The 18363-nt window shown below is 54.6% G+C and carries 17 protein-coding genes; 2 read left to right on the top strand and 15 right to left on the bottom strand.

Features of this window, described 5'->3' with window-relative positions:
• The first annotated feature begins 194 nt into the window (after positions 1-194).
• Positions 195-1670, top strand: coding sequence for a sodium:proton antiporter NhaD (gene nhaD, locus ACT3TC_RS05715; protein WP_444639437.1), 1476 nt, complete (start codon positions 195-197; stop codon positions 1668-1670).
• Between the two features lie 81 nt (positions 1671-1751).
• Here the strand turns inward: nhaD and ACT3TC_RS05710 are convergent, their stop codons facing one another.
• From ACT3TC_RS05710 to ACT3TC_RS05700, 3 genes are all read right to left on the bottom strand, one after another.
• Positions 1752-4358 carry an EAL domain-containing protein gene (locus ACT3TC_RS05710; protein WP_444639436.1) on the bottom strand — a complete coding sequence of 869 codons (2607 nt, stop codon included), beginning with the start codon at positions 4356-4358 and terminating at the stop codon, positions 1752-1754.
• 7 nt (positions 4359-4365) lie between these two features.
• Positions 4366-5037: a glutathione S-transferase gene (locus ACT3TC_RS05705; protein WP_444639435.1), complete on the bottom strand. Its 672-nt coding sequence runs from the start codon at positions 5035-5037 to the stop codon at positions 4366-4368.
• Between the two features lie 127 nt (positions 5038-5164).
• Positions 5165-5743 (bottom strand): antibiotic biosynthesis monooxygenase, encoded by a 579-nt coding sequence (locus ACT3TC_RS05700; protein ID WP_444639434.1) that lies wholly within the window; start codon positions 5741-5743, stop codon positions 5165-5167.
• 143 nt (positions 5744-5886) lie between these two features.
• Here ACT3TC_RS05700 and ACT3TC_RS05695 point away from each other — a divergent pair, with 143 nt between their 5' ends.
• Positions 5887-6090, top strand: coding sequence for a putative metalloprotease CJM1_0395 family protein (locus ACT3TC_RS05695; protein ID WP_444639433.1), 204 nt, complete (start codon positions 5887-5889; stop codon positions 6088-6090).
• A gap of 130 nt (positions 6091-6220) precedes the next feature.
• On the opposite strand, the gene ACT3TC_RS05690 is transcribed toward ACT3TC_RS05695, so the two are convergent.
• The 12 genes from ACT3TC_RS05690 to ACT3TC_RS05635 form a co-directional block, all read right to left on the bottom strand.
• Positions 6221-6709 carry a C40 family peptidase gene (locus ACT3TC_RS05690; protein WP_444639432.1) on the bottom strand — a complete coding sequence of 163 codons (489 nt, stop codon included), beginning with the start codon at positions 6707-6709 and terminating at the stop codon, positions 6221-6223.
• A gap of 64 nt (positions 6710-6773) precedes the next feature.
• Positions 6774-7403, bottom strand: coding sequence for a histidine phosphatase family protein (locus ACT3TC_RS05685; protein WP_444639431.1), 630 nt, complete (start codon positions 7401-7403; stop codon positions 6774-6776).
• A gap of 37 nt (positions 7404-7440) precedes the next feature.
• Positions 7441-8256, bottom strand: coding sequence for a phosphonate ABC transporter, permease protein PhnE (gene phnE, locus ACT3TC_RS05680; RefSeq protein ID WP_172117624.1), 816 nt, complete (start codon positions 8254-8256; stop codon positions 7441-7443).
• Positions 8257-8272: 16 nt separating this feature from the next.
• A complete protein-coding gene (gene phnE, locus ACT3TC_RS05675) occupies positions 8273-9109 on the bottom strand; it encodes a phosphonate ABC transporter, permease protein PhnE (RefSeq protein ID WP_444639430.1) in 837 nt (278 codons plus the stop codon).
• Entirely contained in the window at positions 9106-9942 is an 837-nt protein-coding gene (gene phnC, locus ACT3TC_RS05670; protein ID WP_444627946.1) for a phosphonate ABC transporter ATP-binding protein, read from the bottom strand. The genes phnE (ACT3TC_RS05675) and phnC overlap by 4 nt, the downstream gene beginning before the upstream one ends.
• 79 nt (positions 9943-10021) lie before the next feature.
• Positions 10022-10987 (bottom strand): phosphate/phosphite/phosphonate ABC transporter substrate-binding protein, encoded by a 966-nt coding sequence (gene phnD, locus ACT3TC_RS05665; protein ID WP_172117627.1) that lies wholly within the window; start codon positions 10985-10987, stop codon positions 10022-10024.
• 100 nt (positions 10988-11087) lie between these two features.
• The gene (locus tag ACT3TC_RS05660; RefSeq protein WP_444639429.1) at positions 11088-11282 is read right to left on the bottom strand and encodes a hypothetical protein; all 195 of its coding nucleotides are present in this window, start codon (positions 11280-11282) and stop codon (positions 11088-11090) included.
• A 161-nt stretch (positions 11283-11443) separates the two neighbouring features.
• Entirely contained in the window at positions 11444-12979 is a 1536-nt protein-coding gene (locus ACT3TC_RS05655) for a TolC family protein (RefSeq protein ID WP_444639428.1), read from the bottom strand.
• On the bottom strand, positions 12963-14867 hold the full coding sequence (locus ACT3TC_RS05650) for an FUSC family protein (RefSeq protein WP_444639427.1): 1905 nt from the start codon (positions 14865-14867) through the stop codon (positions 12963-12965). The genes ACT3TC_RS05655 and ACT3TC_RS05650 overlap by 17 nt, the downstream gene beginning before the upstream one ends.
• Entirely contained in the window at positions 14857-15906 is a 1050-nt protein-coding gene (mdtN, locus tag ACT3TC_RS05645) for a multidrug transporter subunit MdtN (RefSeq protein ID WP_444639426.1), read from the bottom strand. Before mdtN ends, ACT3TC_RS05650 begins: the two co-directional genes overlap by 11 nt.
• A gap of 3 nt (positions 15907-15909) precedes the next feature.
• A complete protein-coding gene (locus tag ACT3TC_RS05640; protein ID WP_319643844.1) occupies positions 15910-16206 on the bottom strand; it encodes a YtcA family lipoprotein in 297 nt (98 codons plus the stop codon).
• A gap of 225 nt (positions 16207-16431) precedes the next feature.
• Positions 16432-18351, bottom strand: coding sequence for an alkaline phosphatase D family protein (locus tag ACT3TC_RS05635; protein ID WP_444639425.1), 1920 nt, complete (start codon positions 18349-18351; stop codon positions 16432-16434).
• Positions 18352-18363 lie beyond the last annotated feature (12 nt).

The raw sequence follows: 18363 nt of genomic DNA, 5'->3' as shown, positions 1-18363 counted from the left end.
CTGTTAAAATGTATCGCACTTTATCAATAAACTTACCATTAGCTAAATGGATAATTTGCTAAAAAAAGATGCCATAGCGAGTTAACAAACGACCTTTATTCGGTTTTATTCTTTATTTAGAAAACAGGCAATTTGTTATACTTAACGCCGCTTATTAACCCTTCCTACCACCTTTAAATAAGGATAAACGTATCATGTTGACGCAGGATTGCGACCCAGGCCAGCCGAGATCTTCTCGTCGCTGGCTTTTTTTGTTAGCCCCCTTACTATTTTTCTATAGCGTGTCGACCTTTGCTGTGACAGGTGAGATTGATTTAACGACATCTTTTATCGGTTTTTTTGCTGTCGCCATTTTTGTTTTGGCATATGCCTTGGTGATGGCAGAAGAAAAGATTCATATGCGTAAATCAAAGCCAGTGCTAATAGCGGCAGGTATTATTTGGAGCCTCATCGGCTGGGTGTATGTTCAAAACGGCATGTCAGAAACCTCAGAATATGCGTTTCGCATGACCCTTTTAGAGTTCACCGAGCTGATGCTGTTCCTGCTGGTGGCCATGACGTATATCAACGCCATGGAAGAGCGTCGAGTATTTGATGCTCTGCGCTCCTGGATGCTGCGTAAAGGATTTAACTATCGCACGCTTTTCTGGCTGACCGGCGGCTTGGCATTTATTCTTTCACCGATTGCCGATAACTTAACCACCGCGCTGCTAATGTGTGCCGTCATCACCAAGGTGGCCGAAGGTGACAAGCGCTTTATTAACCTGGCGTGCATTAATATTGTGGTCGCCGCCAATGCGGGGGGCGCCTTTAGCCCATTTGGAGACATCACCACGCTGATGGTATGGCAGGCAGGCATTCTTCAATTCCAGGAGTTTTTTACTCTTTTCCTCCCTTCGTTGGTTAACTTCCTGATTCCAGCCATGATCATGAGCCTGTTTATCAAGGACCAAAAGCCCGGTAGCGTATATGAGGATGTCCAACTGAAACGCGGTGCACGACGGATTATCGTGCTTTTCTTACTGACCATTTTAACCGCCGTCATCTGCCACACCTTCTTACACTTGCCGCCCGTGCTTGGCATGATGACAGGGCTTGGTTATCTTCAGTTCTTTGGCTTCTACCTACGCAAGAGCCTGCCCCGTTCGCTGGAGCGTAAGCGTGAACGCTACAGTCGTCGTGGGGATAACAAGAAACTGGCGCAGTTAGGTAGCGTGGTACCGTTTGACGTATTTAACCGCGTGGCGCGGGCCGAGTGGGACACACTGCTGTTTTTCTACGGCGTAGTGATGTGCGTAGGTGGGCTTGGCTTTATGGGCTACCTTGGCTTGCTGTCCGAGGCGCTTTATACCAATTGGGATGCTACGTGGGCGAACATTGTGTTGGGTGTGGTGTCCGCTGTGGTGGATAACATTCCTGTAATGTTTGCGGTGCTCACCATGCAGCCTGAAATGTCTGACGGGCAGTGGCTGTTAATCACCCTAACCGCTGGTGTTGGAGGCAGCCTGCTCTCGATTGGTTCAGCAGCTGGCGTTGCGGTTATGGGCCAAGCACGCGGCGCTTATACCTTTATGGGCCACTTGCGCTGGGCGCCGGTTATTCTATTGGGCTACATCGCCAGTATTGCCGTTCATTTATGGCTTAATGCAGGAAGCTTTACCGCCGCTTAAGACAGATTGATACGCTGTTTTTTAACACACCTCCTCACCATAATAGATAGCGCCCTTATCCAGGGCGTTATCGTTTAGCTTTTAATAGCTTTCAAACAAGCGATCAATGGATGTCGGGCGGCCAAACAGGTAACCCTGATAATGATAACAGCCATGACCCTTTAGCCAGTCCAACTGCTCCTGCTTCTCGACCCCTTCGGCGACCACCGTTAACCCAAGACTCACTGCCAACAAAATGGTGGTATCGACAATGGCCGCATCCGCTTTATCGGTTAAAAGCTCGCGGATAAACGACTGATCAATCTTTAGTTCATCCAAGGGCAGTCGTTTAAGATAGCTTAACGACGAGTAGCCAGTACCAAAGTCATCAATCGCAAAGCGAACCCCTTGCGCGCGCAATTTGAGCATTGTATTGCGCACGCGTGTTGGATCATGCATTAACAGGCTCTCGGTGACTTCCAACACCAGCCGCCCCGGTGGCGCTTGGGTCTGAGCAAGAAGACCTTCCAAATTGCGTACAAATTCAGGCTGCTGAAACTGTGCCGAACTCACGTTAACGGAAATCGTCAGCGCAGCATAAGGGGCCTGGCTGGCCCACTTGGCAAGCTGCTCGCAGACAGAATGAAGCACCCAATAACCAATGGGTATAATTAGCCCATTATCTTCTGCTAGAGGAATAAAGGTCGAGGGCGGCACCCAGCCACGCTGAGGGTGATACCAGCGTAAAAGCGCCTCCACACCGGTGGTAATGCCTTGATGGTTCACCTGAGTTTGATAGTGCAACGTCAGCTCATGACGTGCCAGCGCATGGTGTAAATCAGCTTCAAGGCTGGCCCGCTCGATCAAGCGTGTTTGCATACTACGATTAAAAAAGCGCAGCGTATTCCCACCCGCTGCTTTCGCCTGCTGAAGTGCCAAATCGGCCTGTTGGAGCACGCTGTTCATACTATGGTCAACGCCATCGAATAGCGTAATACCAATACTGGCGCTGACGGGCAGCGAACGACCCGCTCGCAGTCTGGAGATAGCGTCCAACAACTGCTTGGCTGTACGTTCAGCGCTTAGCGCAGCATCCGCCGGGTGCTCGCCCTGCTTTGCCAGTAGCGCAACAAACTCATCCCCACTAAAGCGGGCCAACACAGCCCCTTCCGGTAACAACAGCCGCACCTGATTGGCCACATCAATTAACAACTGGTCACCACTTTCATGGCCCTGAATATCGTTAACGAGATGAAAGTTATCCAGATCAATGGTCAGCAGTGCGCTGTAGAGATGGGACGTATTCTCCTGCTCAATTTTCCCACTTAACGACTCCATCAATAAGCGTCGATTAGGCAGGCCTGTCAGCGCATCGTAAAACGCCAGATGATTGGTACGCGATTGCAACTCAAGGTAATCGGTTAGTTCAGTGGAAATCCCGCACAGGCTCGCGGGCTCGCCTGGGGAGAGGGACAACGGCATTTTAATAGTAACAAACGTGCGAACCTTATCGTTGTGTTGTAGTACGTTCCCCTCTTCGAGCGTTATTTTTTTGCCTGATTCCATCACACTGCGGTCAATCTGAGCTATTTCATTCGCGGTTGTGCTATCAAAAAATGCTTCATCACTTTTACCCAGAATGTGCTCTTTCGGCAGCCCAAAGAGCTCAACCACCCGCTGGTTGACAAACTGGTAATGTAACGAGGGTGTTTTGATATAGATGCAGGCGTCCACGTTATTAAGAATAGTGGCCAGCATGGCCTCATTGGCGTCGAACTGTGCCCTATTTAGCGTGACACGCCGTTTAAGCCACCATGCACTGCCTAGTGCCACAGCCAGTAGCGCCGTTAACAGACCAAGCCCGCCCCATAACCAGGCAGAGATCGTATCGGGTGGCGTTTCGGCACGCCAGGAACGCAGTATCCTAAAATACGCTGAACGTGGATTTTGCTTCCAACCAAGCAACACATCGTCGATACGGTTCAGTATGGTTGCCGACAAAGTAGGCGACCCGGCATAGAACAGCCGGATAGGTTGAAAGATGATGGGCGTTTCATATAGCCCATAGTCCTGCGCGCGCCAGTCTCCGAAGATGTGGTCGGTAACCGCCAGGTCCGCATCCCCCATGGCCACTGCTTGAAAAGCATCCGCATAGCTATCAACGGGCAGCCAGGTGACCGCAACACCGAAGCGTTCTGTCACGGCGCTCAGGTAGTTCTGTTGAATAGAGCCATCTACAATGGCGACGCGTTTTTGTTCAAGGTCAAGAATCGCCTCGACCCGCTCGTTTTCGCGCTGATAAATCTGCGACCAGCTTTGGATAATCGGTTCACGATGAAACGCGATACGCTCACCACGCTCTTCACCCCAGGCAGTCCCGGGCAATATATCGATATCCCCCTGTTCAAGCAGGGTAAGACAGTGGTGGAATTCGCAGGCAATACTCTCAAGCTGCCAATCCTCTTCTTGTGCAATCGCTGCAAGCAGCTCACCCAAAATACCGCGCAAATGCCCCTGGTCATCCACGAATATTTTTGGTGGATTGTTATAAACGCCCACCAATAAGGTGTCGCTGGCCATGCTTGAAAAAGCCAAACTCCAGAGGCCCAGCAACGCAGCGGCCTTAATAGCGCCTCTACGTGTACGAGCAAGCAGTCGTCCTGGCATCAACCACAGCGGGTGAGTAACGTATCCAGCCTTATCCTGCATCGTCCTGTTACTCGCCTGGCATAGTGAGCGGGCCTGCGCGCTCGGCCACACGCAGCCAGGCAGGGTCAGCATCAATACGCGCTACAAACCGCATAATGGCGGGATACGTTGTCAGCGTTTGGGTGGCAGCTATGGCCTGAAGAGGAAAGCTCATTTGAATATCAGCCCCGCTTGGCCACTCACCTGCAAAGTTCTCTTTACGCGCTAAATGATCTTCGATAAAGCCCAGATGCTGTTTAAGCTGAGGCGCTAGAAATTGCTGACTAACCTTATCGCCAATGCCTTTAGCGAGCGGTTTAATTAACCAGGGAGACTGTGCGGGTATCTTTTTAAACACCAGTTGCATCACCAGCAGTGGCATTAAAGAGCCTTCGGCATAATGTAGCCAATAGCGGTAATCAACCCAGTCGGCGATATTATCGGCAGAGGGTTGCAAGCGCTCTTTGCCGTAGGTATGTAGTAAGTAATCAATGATTGCCCCTGACTCTGCAATCACTAATTCACCATCCATAATGACTGGCGACTTACCTAAAGGATGAATGTTTTTTAGTGCTGCAGGGGCCTGCGGAGTTTTACGATCACGCTGATATACATGGATGTCATAGTCCAACGCAAGCACTTCGAGAAGCCATAAAATTCGGTATGAGCGCGACTTTTCCAAATGATGGACGTGAATCATACAGTACTCCATGAAGGCGATGTAACACGCAGACGCTAGGCCTGCAGCAGTTGTCCTTTTACTGCAAGCTTAGTTAGCGTAGCAGCGTTGCCCCTCGTGGAGTACATATATCCGGGGAAAAAAAGTCTTATGTTCGAGTAATGCGCCGCACATGCATCCACCTATCCATTGGTGACCACTTCCCTTGCAGCCAGGGCGACAGTAGCCGTGTGGAGAGTGGAATAAACACAAATACCATCACTGGCGTTAGTATCAGAGTGCTTACTAACACGCGCGGGATCAGCGCCCAATCGGCCAACATACCGCCAAATACCCACTGAAAGAGTAACGAGATAGGAAAAAAGGCCAACCAAACGGCCACGGCCTGCTTCCAGCGAGGCGGCACACTGCCTGAGCCGGTTTGAAACCAGGCATCCAACCCCGTGGCACGGTGCTCATGAGGCGCATCATAAAGCCCCTTGCCGCGCACAAGCCAGGCATGCCGTGAAGCCGAGTGCTCCCATGCATGGAGCGTTTCACTGCTGCTAAAGCGGAAGATAATCTGATATTCATCGTGATGCTCGGGTGGCGCAAGCACTCCTGAGCCCAGATAACCAGGAAAATCAGCCGCTAGCTCGCGACCTTCGTTCAACCACCGATTAAAATCATGGTAACGGCCACTGGCAATGCGCCGAGCTACCATCAATGTGACAGGTGAGGCAGACATGGTATATCTCCTGATATAACCACAACCAATGCTGGGTAAGCAGGTTGTAAACGACCCGGCGGATAAGCCTGATCGCGTTAACGGCATAAGCGAGGGATACCGCTTATGAGATGACGTAATTATATAGACAATAGCAATGCCATGTGGGTTATTTAACAGGTGATGAGGCGGCTGTCCCCACGCGACCTGATGGAAAGAAGTACGCCGTTGCGAGAGAAGTGCCTATCGATTACGGCCCCATCCTGGGTGACTCACAGGCCACTATCAAGAAAATGCAGACGGTGATTGCTACCCCGAAGCCGCAGCGCTTATGGAAGTTGTGTAAGCGACTGCCAACCGGCTCGTAACGACCATTGCGAAAGCCAAGCATCAGGACTACTTTTTTCGGCTTGGAGAGAACTCATTAAAAAGCGACCTTACGCCCCATAAGGTGGGATGCAATACGTAAGTAGGTGCGTTAAAGGTGCAGGCCAAGTATCAAGGAGCAAGTGCAGCGGCGCCTAAAAAGCGCTGCTGCCAGTAATCGACATCCAAGGGAACGCTAACTACGGCGCGACCACTTCCCGGTGCATGGATCATCTGCTGGTTGCCGCGATAAATGCCTACATGCGTGGCCTTGCTACGCTCTCCAAAGAAGAGCAGATCGCCAGGTTTGGGGGTATTGGCTGAAGGTAGCGCACGGAACTGTGCGTCTGCGGTGCGCGGTACGCGCATACCGGCCGCGCGATACGCCATTTCAACAAGCCCCGAGCAGTCGAGGCCGTCGGGCGTATTGCCGCCAAAGCGGTAAGGCGTACCAATGGCCTGCTGAGCGTGGGCCAGGATCAGCACGCGCTCCATGGAAAGTCCTTCGTGGGATTCGGCAGGCGATGAAGGGGGTGCGATAGCGACATCACGGCTGGCACAGCCCGAAAGCCACATTAACATCATCAAAGCGAACGTAAACCTTCCCAACGTGATGGGCATTAGCAGCTCTCCTTGTGGCAATGCCCTTATCATGGCGCAAACGGGAGGGCAGCGCCAAGTTCAACTAACGGCCAATCCACTCAATAAAGCTGGTTTCGCCTAACGCATGGCGTTCGTGGCGTACACGACTCATCGCAGCGTAAGGCAAATCCATCGCCAATACACGCCCTAACGGTTGCCCCAGCACCTGGCGCAGCAGGCCATTGCAAACAAACAGATGCGCCACTACCAACACATGCTTACCAGGCGGGTTTACCAGCACGTTTTGCCATACTTCAGCAAGCCGTGAATCAAAAACATCCATCGCCTCGCCCTGCGGTGGTGATACGGCCTCAGGGCTGTTCCAGAAAGCGCTCATCGGCGCGGAGCCCTCCTCGCTAAACACCTCAGCGTGGGTTTTGCCCTCCCAGCGTCCCAAGTGCAATTCGGCAAGATCGTCTTCAATCTGTACTGGCAATTCAAACTCTTCACCTAACCACAGCGCAAACTCACGACAGCGCATAAGCGGCGAGGTAAGCACCGCATCATAAGGCGGCCTGCCGTCAACGGTATGGCGCATGATGGCATCCGTTACCTGCTGCCAGCCAGTTTCACTCAGCGGGTGGTCAGTGGAACCGCGCAGCATACGCCCGCCAACGGGTTCGCCATGGCGCAGCAAATCAATAGTGGTGACATCAGCATCAGGAAAGCGCATTCAGAACTCCTCGCTTGGCGATTTATCAATCCGTGGGTTAAATAATCGCGTGGCGGACACGGGCGGATATCCATTCCGAGACCAATACCGTGGCGAAGATCATGACAAAAATAACGCTGACCTGATTCCAGGCGAGCATATTGATAGAGGCATTCAACTGAAGCCCGATCCCCCCAGCGCCCACCAGGCCAAGCACGGTGGATTCACGAATATTGATATCCCACCGGTAAACACTGATACCCGCAAACGCTGGCATGACCTGAGGCAGAACGCCGTAGTTCATGACCTGTAAACGGCTAGCACCGGTTGCGCTAATGGCCTCGACAGGCGTCGGGTGAATTTCCTCAATGGCCTCATAAAGAAGCTTGCCCACAAACCCAATAGAGCGCAGCGCAATGGCGATAATGCCCGCCAGGACGCCCGGACCCAAAATCGTTACCAACAGCATGGCCCAAATCAGCGAATTGATAGAGCGTGACGACACGATCACCATCAACGCTAGGCTTCGCACTAGCGGATGCGGCGTGGTGTTACGCGCGGCGAGAAACGCCACAGGAAACGCCATCACAATCCCCAAGGCGGTGCCCAGCGTGGCAATGTTCAGCGTATCCCACATGGGTTTCCACAGCACATTGGCGTATTCCCATTTGGGGGGCATCATCCGGCTTAAAAGATCACTGCCCTGGCGTCCAGCATCCTCAACAAACACCCACATGGTGTTATCGGAAATCACCTTCCAGCAGAACAAGAACAGGCTAATCCCTACTAGCCACGCACTAAATTGCAGCCACTGGGCACGCGTGGTACGTAGCCGCCATACCGGGACCCCTTGCCGGGAGGTTGAAACAGGCATATAGATTCTCCGGAGATTACTGCGTCCAACGGCGGACGTGGCTTGAGCTGTATTCGCACAGCAGCACAATCGCGATGATGATCAACAAAATGGCGGCTGACGTGTCGTACTCATAACGGCTAAGCGAGGTATTCAGCGTGGCGCCTATTCCGCCTGCACCAACAATGCCGATCACTGACGATTCGCGAAAATTGATATCCAAACGGTACATGGAGAGGCCAATTAAGCGCGGCATAACCTGGGGCTGAATGGCGTGATTCATGGTTTGCCACCAGCTGGCGCCGGTCGCTCTCACCGCTTCTACCTGGCGCCAGTCGAGGTCTTCAACATCTTCGGCCAACAGCTTGGCCATAAAGCCGATAGTCGCAAACGCCAGCGTAATCATCCCCGCCAGCGGGCCAAAGCCAAACATCACCACAAACAGGATCGCAATAATGATCTCTTGAAAGGTACGTGAGACGGCAATGATGCTACGGCATACGAAATAAATCGGCAGCGGCGCAATGTTGCGTGCAGCGCCTAGTCCCACGGGAATCGCGAGCGCTACCCCAATGACCGAGGAGGTAAGCGTCATGGTCAAACTCTCGACCAGCCCATTGATAATATCGTTACCACGGCTGAAAAAATCAGGCTGCGCAAACGCGCTAATGAAACGCAGGCCTCGGCTGGTGCCTTCCGCCACACGTGCCCAATTCACCTCAACAGAGGCCAGCGCCAACACCAGGTAAGCCACCACACCCAAGGCAATAGCCCAACGCAACCACTGGCTATGCACAAGAGGTAACCGACGCCAATGCCCTTGGCGGGCCGCGTGTTGGCGGGCTTCAAAATACGCAGAGCGCTGCTCACTCATGGTGCTACCCCAGCCATCTCAACTGCGATAGAGCGGCGCTCACAGGAAACGGCCTCACTGTCAGGCTCATCGGCAGGTTCAGGAGAGGTATCCCAATCCTCTTCGCCATAAATGGTGGTGAGAATCTCGCTGGTTAGCTCGTCAGGGCGGCCATCAAACACGATCTGGCCAGCCCGCAGCCCCACAATACGGTCCGCAAACTGCTGGGCGAGCGCGACATCATGAATATTGATAATCGTCGCCAACTCGCGCTCAGCACACAGTTCACGAATCAGGCGCATAATCTGGCGTGAGGTTTTGGGATCCAGGCTGGCGGTTGGCTCATCTACCAGTAACAGCTTGGGGCTTTGTAACAGTGCCCGAGCAATCCCCACTCGCTGGCGTTGGCCACCGGACAACGCATCGGCGCGCTTATCAATAGCGTGAGGCAGGCCTACCCGCTCAAGCAGACGAAACGCTTCAGCGACGGCATCCTGCGGGTAGCGACGTAAAAAGCTACGCCAGAAGCCCACGTAGCCAAGCCGTCCGGAAAGCACGTTTTCCATCACGGTCAGGCGGTCAACCAGCGCATACTCCTGAAAAATCATGCCCATTGAGCGGCGTGCCTTACGCAGGCCGCTGCCCGAAAGCCTGGTAAGCTCTGTTCCTTCCAGGCAAATGCTGCCCGCCGTCGGCTCTACCAAGCGATTTACACAGCGAATCAGGGTACTTTTACCCGCACCAGAGGGGCCGATAAGCGCCATCACCTGGCCTTTAGGCAGGGTAAGTTCGATATCGGTAAGCGCACGGTCCCCGGTTGGATAGCGTTTGGTAACGCCGCTGAGTGTCAACATCGCTCTACCTCATCTACATAATGTAACGGCCAGAAGGGATTAACCTTCTGGCCGAGTAACTGCAAAATTAAGTGCTTACTTAGTCACATTCGTACGTCACACCGTTAGCATCGGCGATCGTGCGGATAACGGACCAGTGCTCTTCATAGGTAATCGGCATAAATTGCGCTTCACCCGAGTTGGCAAACTCAGCCTGTAGCGCAGAACCCTCCCAGTCGTAGCTGAAGAACGCGTCTTGGATCTGTTCAGCCAGTTCAGGCTTCAAGTTATGCGCCAAACCGTACGCTGTGGTGGGGAAGGTTTCTGAGGTGTAGATAATGTCGTAATCGCCTTCATTCACTACGCCCCGGGCAATCATGCGCGTGCCGACGGAGTTAGCAATGGCCGCTGCGTCGTAGTCTTGATTCACAACGCCCAGAATGGAGTTATCGTGGGAACCCGAGAACGCTGTCTCGAAGGCTTCCCCTGCTTCCATGCCATATTCAGAACGCAGCAGCGCAGAAGGTGCCCGGAAGCCTGAATTAGAGGTCTCAGAGGTAAACGCCAACTGGCGGCCTTCGAGGTCTTCAACCGACTCAATACCGCTACCTGGATAGGTGATGATTTCCATTTCATAGCCATAGCTGCCGTCGTCTGCTGCCATAATGGCAAACGGACGGAAGCCACCGCAGTTCACGGCAACCGGAACACCACCGGTGTTAAAGCCCGCTACATGCAGGCGGCCAGCGCGCAGCGCTTCTTGCTGTGCCGCGTTGGACTGCACCGGGAAGAACTGAACGTCTTTGCCTGTGGCTTCACTCAGATGGTCCAAAAAACCGGCCCAAACATCCGCGTAAACAGCCGGGTCTTCAACCGGTGTATAAGCAAATACCAACGTATCGGGGTCGACCCACTGCGACTCGTCCGTGGGTGCATCCGCTACCATGTCGCCGTCGTTATCAACATAGCGCGCAGAGAGGTCTGCCGATGCATTAACGGCAACCAGAGCAAAGGCACTGACAACAGCAGCGCTGATCAAAGTACGGGGAAGAGTCACAGCATGCATACGTCACCTAGAATGTTGTTCAAAGATAGCGCCATCCTGCCGACGCTAGATGACAACACCGCGACACTTAAGTGACCACTTGATGACGGTTGCAAAACACTTAATGCAGCTCTACCAATTGCCCTGCCTGCATGGCCACATCAAACAAGCGCAGCGGCGATGTTTTAGGCCCACGTATCAGCCCTTCATAGCCGTAAATAGAGTGCTGGCTGGCATCCGCGATGGGTTGAAACAACACGTGCAGATCTTCTGATTCAATAATACGGTTAAGCCATTGAGCTTCCTGGGCGGTCAACGGCTGAATGCCTCTTGTATTAGAGACGGTGTTAGAGGCAGTTTGCAAAGGCTTTTTACGAGGACTGTCTAGTTAGTAAGCGTGCGACTTTTTTATGACATTGGCGTGACAATTAGCGCGCTAAAATAGCTTACGTGTGAAGGGTGGTGGGCGGACAAGCGTCAGGGAATAGCCTCTAAAGGAGACGTGCTTGAGGTCATGGCGCCAAGCGTGAACGCAAGCGTCGATGCGGCAATCAAGCTTGCCGCATGTGCCTCGGAGCGTGCCAGCCTTGCATCCAGCAGACCGGACTCCGCCGCAGTAGCCTCAGTGATAGTGCCTACCCCGTTGCGATAAGCATCAAAGGCCGCGTCGTAAGTCACCGCTGCCGCTTCGGTCAACGCATCAGCGGCGTCAAAAGCCGCCAGTGAGGAGCGCAGTGCATCAGCAGCAACGACCATCTCGCGCATCGCCGTGTTGCGAATTTTCTCGAATGCCGCTTCGGCTGAAGCCGTGACAGAGACTGCCTGCTGGCGTTTGGCGGCAAGAAGGCCGCCATCATAGATAGGCATTGTCACCCCAAGGAACACCCCGGTGCCTGTGGTCTGGTTGCCAATACTGGGCAAATGACCAATGCTCAGATTTTGCTTGTTGGTTCCCGTGGCGGCGGCAACAAATACCCGGGGCATGAAGTCGGCATCGGCGGCACGCTCTGTCGCTTTGGCAGCTTGCAGCTCAGCATAGCTGGCCAGCACATCCGGCCGCTTGCTGAGTGCCGCCTCAATCGCAGAATCCACCGATGCCAACTCGTCAATACCCGGTAGCGGGCGATTCGACGCGCCGGCCACCTCGATCTGGGTCGTCGGCGAAGCGCCGAGAGCACTCAGCAACTCCTGATACTGATCGCGCAGCATACTCTGTGCCTGCACCATCCGCAGGTTAGATTGGGCGACAAGCTGACGGGCTTGAGCAACAGCGATACTGGTGCCGGTGCCATTGGCGTAGCGGGACTCAGCCGCATCCTGCAGAAGGCGGTTGTTGACCAGCACCTCCTCAGCAATTGCCAGCCTGTCCTTGGCAGCACCGTACTGGTAATAGCTACGCGTCACGTTGTAGATCACCGCCTGGTGGGCACCATTGAAGTTGACGTTGGCCGCATAGGCATTGTGTCGGGCGGCATCGCTGAGCGCCTCGCGCCGACCAAAATCAAACACTAGCCACTGCAAAGCAAGGTTCGGCGCCACACCGCTGACGGTGGTATCGACATGGTGAGTGTCACCATCCAGCAATCCGCGATAAGGAATGCTGGTCTGCTGCCTGCCCGCAAACACATTGGCGGTCAGGATCGGCAGAAACGTGGCTTCAACCATTCCAGAGGCCAGCGCCAGCTGGCGCGCCTGCTCCCAGGCAATTCGGGTTGACGGGTTATGGCGTTGCGCAAAGTCTATCAGTTCGGGTAACTGATACACCTTGTCCGACTGTAGATCCTGTGACACCGGGTCTGGCAGCAAGCCGATATCAGCTGAACCTGACACGGAAAAATCGCCAGGTAGCACGGACTGACCTTGAGGCACCCAGGGTGTGCTGGGGGAGGCGGAAGTATTCTTCAGCGCATCCGTTGCACAGCCCTGCAGGCCCCCTATAGTGCCAAGAACAACGCCCAGAGCAATACAGGTTCTGAGCTTGGCTAATCTGAACACGCTAGCTTTTCTCAACATGCACAATCCGCTCTATCCGAGTGAGTTGCCGTTCTATATCACTATACGCGCCGTCGTCGAGGGGAGAGCCCTCGTAAGTCGAAGACGCCCTGTTACGTCGGTTTTCAAGCTCAGTGACCAGCTGTGACTTGAGTCGCTGCAGGCGCTCTTTGATAGTGCCGTCATCCTGTTCTGCCATGTAAAGCTGGCCGGTGAGGTCATTGAGTTCTTCAACAATTCTCTCCACGCGCTTCAGCTCATCAGCACTGGCACGCAGACGCGACGGCTCGAAAGGCACCATATCGAGCAGCTCTTCGGCCTGGCCCAGTGCAAAATATGCAGTAGATGCCGCCTGGGTGCGCAACTGTTGATCCTGCCTGGAAAGCGTACTGAGATCGCTCAAGGCATCCAACGCATCATTGAGCTGCCGTGCCACCTGATTGATGACGCTACGCGGCCAGAACTGGGTGAAGATCACATAGATGACAAAAATACCCAGCAAAATTCCGTAGATACGGTTGCTGGCCTGGGAGATATCAAAGCTGGGGCCAAACCCGTTGAGAGTGGTCAGCAAGAAAGCCAAGGCGATCTGCACGCCGGCATAATAGATCCGCTCAGTACCTGATGACACCCAGGCACCGATCAGCACGCCAAAGAACACCAGCCCCATCAGGCCACCGACGGAGCTCAGGTGCGGCATGATGAAGGCCAACGAAAAAATCCCCATCGCTGCGCCAATCAGACAACCGACGATCCGCAACGTCAGTTTGCGCAGTGTTTCCCCCGTAGTGCCGAGCGCGGCCACATAACAGGTGATCATCGCCGTATGAATGCCATCCCACTGCATGCCGGTGTAAATCAAATAGCAAAGCACCGCCGCGGCGGATGTCTTTAACGCATAGCGCTGATGTATCGGATTGGAAAACGCATCGGCAGCCAGCAAAGGTATTTTTCTCGGACGCGGCGGTTGTGCCGCTCCTCCATCTGGCTGGGACAAACCCTGTAAGGCGACGTAAAGCGGCTGTAAGCCGGTTTCTGTCGCCTCCGGCGCCGCCTGTAGCACCGGGCACGCATCATTGGCGATAGCATCCGCCGCTTGGCGTAACTCAACCGCCAAGTCACTCCTTGCTGCACGACTCAGGCTTTCAGGCAGGGCCTCCGCGATAATCAGGATGCGATAACTTGTCTCAGTGGCTCCGCTGAGCCAGCGAGAGCGTGCCGTCGATATCAGGTGCAGTAGCTTAACGAGCTGCATTTGCTGCAACGAGTCATCATTACCTTCGCTCACCAGGGTGTTAAAAGCTGTGGATGCTTGCTGTGTCTCGATGCGGTCTGCCGCACAGCGCAGTCTTTCGACAATCCGGTTACGCACCAGTGTTTGCGAAGGGGTGCCGAACAGCAGGTTAAAAAGGATCATCAAAAACATCGGCATGCAGGCCATTTTCCATGCCATCAGCAAGCCTTTGTCAGCGACCTCACCAACCGGCACCATGGTCACTAGCGTCATGATAAAGGCGATCACCAAGCCAACAATGGCCGCCTGCTCACCCAGCGGAGTCGCTGAACTGAGAAACAGGAAGATATACGAGGCAAAAAACATGACTGCCAGCCGCATGGCAGGGCTGTCGATGCTAACGTTGATGATCGGAATCATCAGCACCACCACGGTAGACGCCATCAAAATGACGCCCAAAGCCATAATGCAGTTCTTGACGGCATCCTGCTTGGACAGAAAAATGATCAGATAGCAGCTAATCGCGGCCTCAGGTATTTTCAGCATCATGGCCGTTGCAGACACCAGAGCACACAGTAGCGCCACGCGCCAAGTCAGGCCCATCCTTCCGGGAAAGGGCTGGATATCCGCCCACGCCTGGCGGGCGATTTTCCCCCACGGAGATTCAGCAGCCATCGTGGTGGTGAACCGTTGCCACCGCCGATGCGCCGACTCGCATCAATTCTGCCGGCGGGTCATCCAGCCGAATGCGGACGGGAAAGCGCTGCTGAACTCTCACCCAATCAAGAGATTTCGGCACAATCGGCAGCGATAACGGCAGGTCGATCAGGTCCTTCGAGGCCACGCCCCAACCTATCCCCACCACCGTGCCTTTAATGGCACGGTCGCGGTTAGCCAGCGCATATACCGTGGCGCAGTCACCGACCGCGATATTGCCCAGCATGGTTTCGGTGAAGTTGGCCGAAGCATACCAAGTGTCCGTCTTGACCAGATTGAACTGGGACTGGGCAGGCAGCGCGTAGTCACCCACAGAAACGGTCACTCCGACAACCCGACCGTCGGCAGGCGCATAGACCCGAGTGCCGTCCAGCTCATGCTGGGCAATGTCCTGAGCGGCCCGGCGCGCTTCAATCAACGCCAGGGTTGCTTCATCATTACCCACCAGCGCCTCAGCGGCCTGACGCTGCTGAATCGCTTCCTGCAAGCTGATTTCGGCATTGCGTTTAACAGTGCGCGCGTCGTGGATCTGCTGCTGAGAAACATACCCCTTGGACTCCATCGGCAGCAGACGGTCAAGGGTCTGGTTCGCCAGCGCCAGGTTTGCCGTGGCTCGATTGATTTGGGCCTCGGCAATTTCTGCATTGGCCTGCTCCGCGCGGATAGTGCGAGACTGATCACCACTGGCCGCCGTTGCCATGGCCAGGTCGGCCTGTGTCTGTTTCAGGGCCAGCCGATAGGCAGTGTCATCAATTTCCAGCAACAGATCGCCCTTGCGGACAAAATCGTTTTCCTCAACATGCAAGGCCACGATGCGGCCCGCGACCGACGGAGCAATGTGGACAATATCGGCCCTCAGAGTGGCATCATCTGACAGCGGATTGGCGCGCGCATTCTCGTAGCTGTGGTAAGCCAGAACAGCAGCGCCCGCAATGATGGCAATGGCGATCACGGCTCCGACAATGGATGCTACCCGCTTGGAAGCATGACCTTTCATGATTCAGCGTCCAAAAAAAAGATGAGAAGATAACAGCGTCATGGCCAGCGTCAGAGACAGATATACCAGGACACGCCACGGAATGATGTCATCAAGCTTCGTCACCACGAAAATGACACGGATAAAAATCGTTGCCACCACACCGATAAACAGCGAGATTAGCCAGTAAGGAAAGAAGCTACCAAACATGCCAACAGCCGGAGCGGCTGACAAGGCCGGAGTGGCTGCCATCAACAAAAGGATCGCCAGAAAGGTTCTTTTCAGCAGCCGTTCTTTCCTGGCAGCGCCTGCTCTCAGCACCAGAGCCTCCTATTCATTGCAGTCTGCCCCTATCAAAATAGTGCCCAACAGGGCCTTTTACTTTTGTTCGATCTTGATGAGGCGATGCACCTGGTGCATGCCGTCCCCTAAGCATGCTTACTATGGCATGCGCGGTTCGCGGCTGTCTATGCCGCCGCCCGCGCTACACGCTATTCCAGCGAACAGCCCTGTTGTTTGCCATGCACTGACGTCAGATACATGTCATCAGATATAGGGAAGGTCAGCGGGCGGGGGAAAGACAACGTCATTGCCGTTGGCGTCCAACTGGCGAATATCCACCGGGCGGCCCTCAATATCCAGCGTTACAAGGCCAATACCGCTGGCGTTCCAAAGCCGCTCGCCCGCGCTTGCCCCGCTGGGGTCACGCGGGTGGATACTCAGCTTGCGACGTTTGGTAAACCAGTTAAGCGGCGACCAGGGCGCGTAGAGCCACCGATTAAGCCGGTCAAAGGTATTTAGCAACTGCACGGGGAAAGTGTTCTTGATGCCGCTGGAGGTCACCTGCCATAAATGGGGCGCACGCTTTTGGCGACGCACAATAATGTCGTAAGCAAACGAGTAGTGCACATCGCCAGAGAGAATCACGTAATTGCCCGGCGTTTTGGAATGACGCCAGATTTGCAGCAATGTATTGGCGGCGCCACGGTGGGCCATCCAGTTCTCGGCATCCACCACCAGCGGCTTGCCCGCCCAAGTGAACATCTTCTGAACGCCTTCAATCAGCTTTACCCCAAACATGGGGGCTGGCGAGACGATGACAGCACTTTTGCAACCCAATAGCGCCTGCTGCATTTCCATCAGCGCTTCCCAATCCATTAATCCGGATGGCTGTTGGGGGCTACGCTCGCTACGCCAGCGGCGGGTGCGGGTATCCAAAACAATCAGCGCAGGCGTACCGGGCACCTGAAACTCCCACCCTTGAAAACGCAGTAGCCGTTCGATCAATGCATCCTGCCTGGCGCACACAAGCGGCCCTGGCTCACGGAACAATTCGGCCGCCTGTTCGACCAGCGGGTTAAGCTTATCCGGTGCATTGCCCCACCCCTGGCAGAGCAAATAGGCCACCAGCGCATTGCCAATAATGCGCTTTGAGAACGGGTGGCCATACGCACAGCGCTCCCAATCGGCAGTCAGGTTCCAGTCGTCGGTAACATCGTGGTCGTCAAAGATCATCAAGCTGGGCAAATGCGCCATTAACCGAGCGCACTGCGGTAACCCGGCCACAAAATCATCCAAAGCCGCCTGCTCCTGGCGATAACGTTGGGCTGCTTTATCGTTAAGGGCAGGCATCTCCGGGGAAATCATTTGCCAAGCAACCGGCGACCACACTAAACAATACATGGCGAGCATTTCCGCCAGTGTCATTAGATGATTGGAGGCGTTCGCCGAGGTAAACACCGGCTTTTTAACGCCGCCGAAAAATCGCTCGCGCAGCGCCACGTTGCTGGTGACATCAGGCAGCAGCGACTCGCGCTGGTAATAGCTATCAGGCGAGGCATAAAGCGCTTGGCTATCCTCCACCGTGGCGCCCTCCAGCCGCTCATCGACTAGCCCCAGGCGTTCAATAAGTGCATGCACCGCACGCAGCATGGGGCCTGCGACATCATCCACATACACCTGGTCGCCGGTCATTAACAACCATGCTGGCCACTCTTTCGGCGCTGGCTGCTTGTCCGCCAGCCAGCTGTCGGCGCGCACTAACCCATCGGCGCTCGCATGGTGAGGCTTACGGCACGAACCGTGCATTAACCGGTGATGGCGTGAGGCAATGACAAAGGCAGGATAAGCAGAGCCTTCATGGCACAGCCAGGGCGCCCACTCGGGCAGCGCCTGCCACTCCCCCGTCGCCGCTTGAAATCGCAGGTCGTATTCGATGCGTTCATCAGTGGATAGCGCGTGCGGCAAGCGCAGGTCAATCAAGTGAATAAACGCGTGCCGACCGATAGGCAGGCACTGGTGATGATCATTTAAGTGGAAGCGCTGCTCATTGCTGCCGCCCGGGAAAAGCACCAGCGACATATCAAGCGGGCGCGTTGCCACTAACCACAACACTAGGCGTGTGGGGCTAATGCGGCGCAATAGCGGGCCGACCAATACATCCGGCAACGCATCATCCATTGTCATTGCATTTGCTCT

Origin of the sequence: Halomonas sp. AOP27-A1-41 (assembly GCF_052378605.1) — a bacterium.
Lineage (GTDB): Bacteria > Pseudomonadota > Gammaproteobacteria > Pseudomonadales > Halomonadaceae > Vreelandella > Vreelandella citrativorans.
Note: the sequence above shows the minus strand (reverse complement) of the source record. Positions and strands in the feature narration are given on the sequence as shown.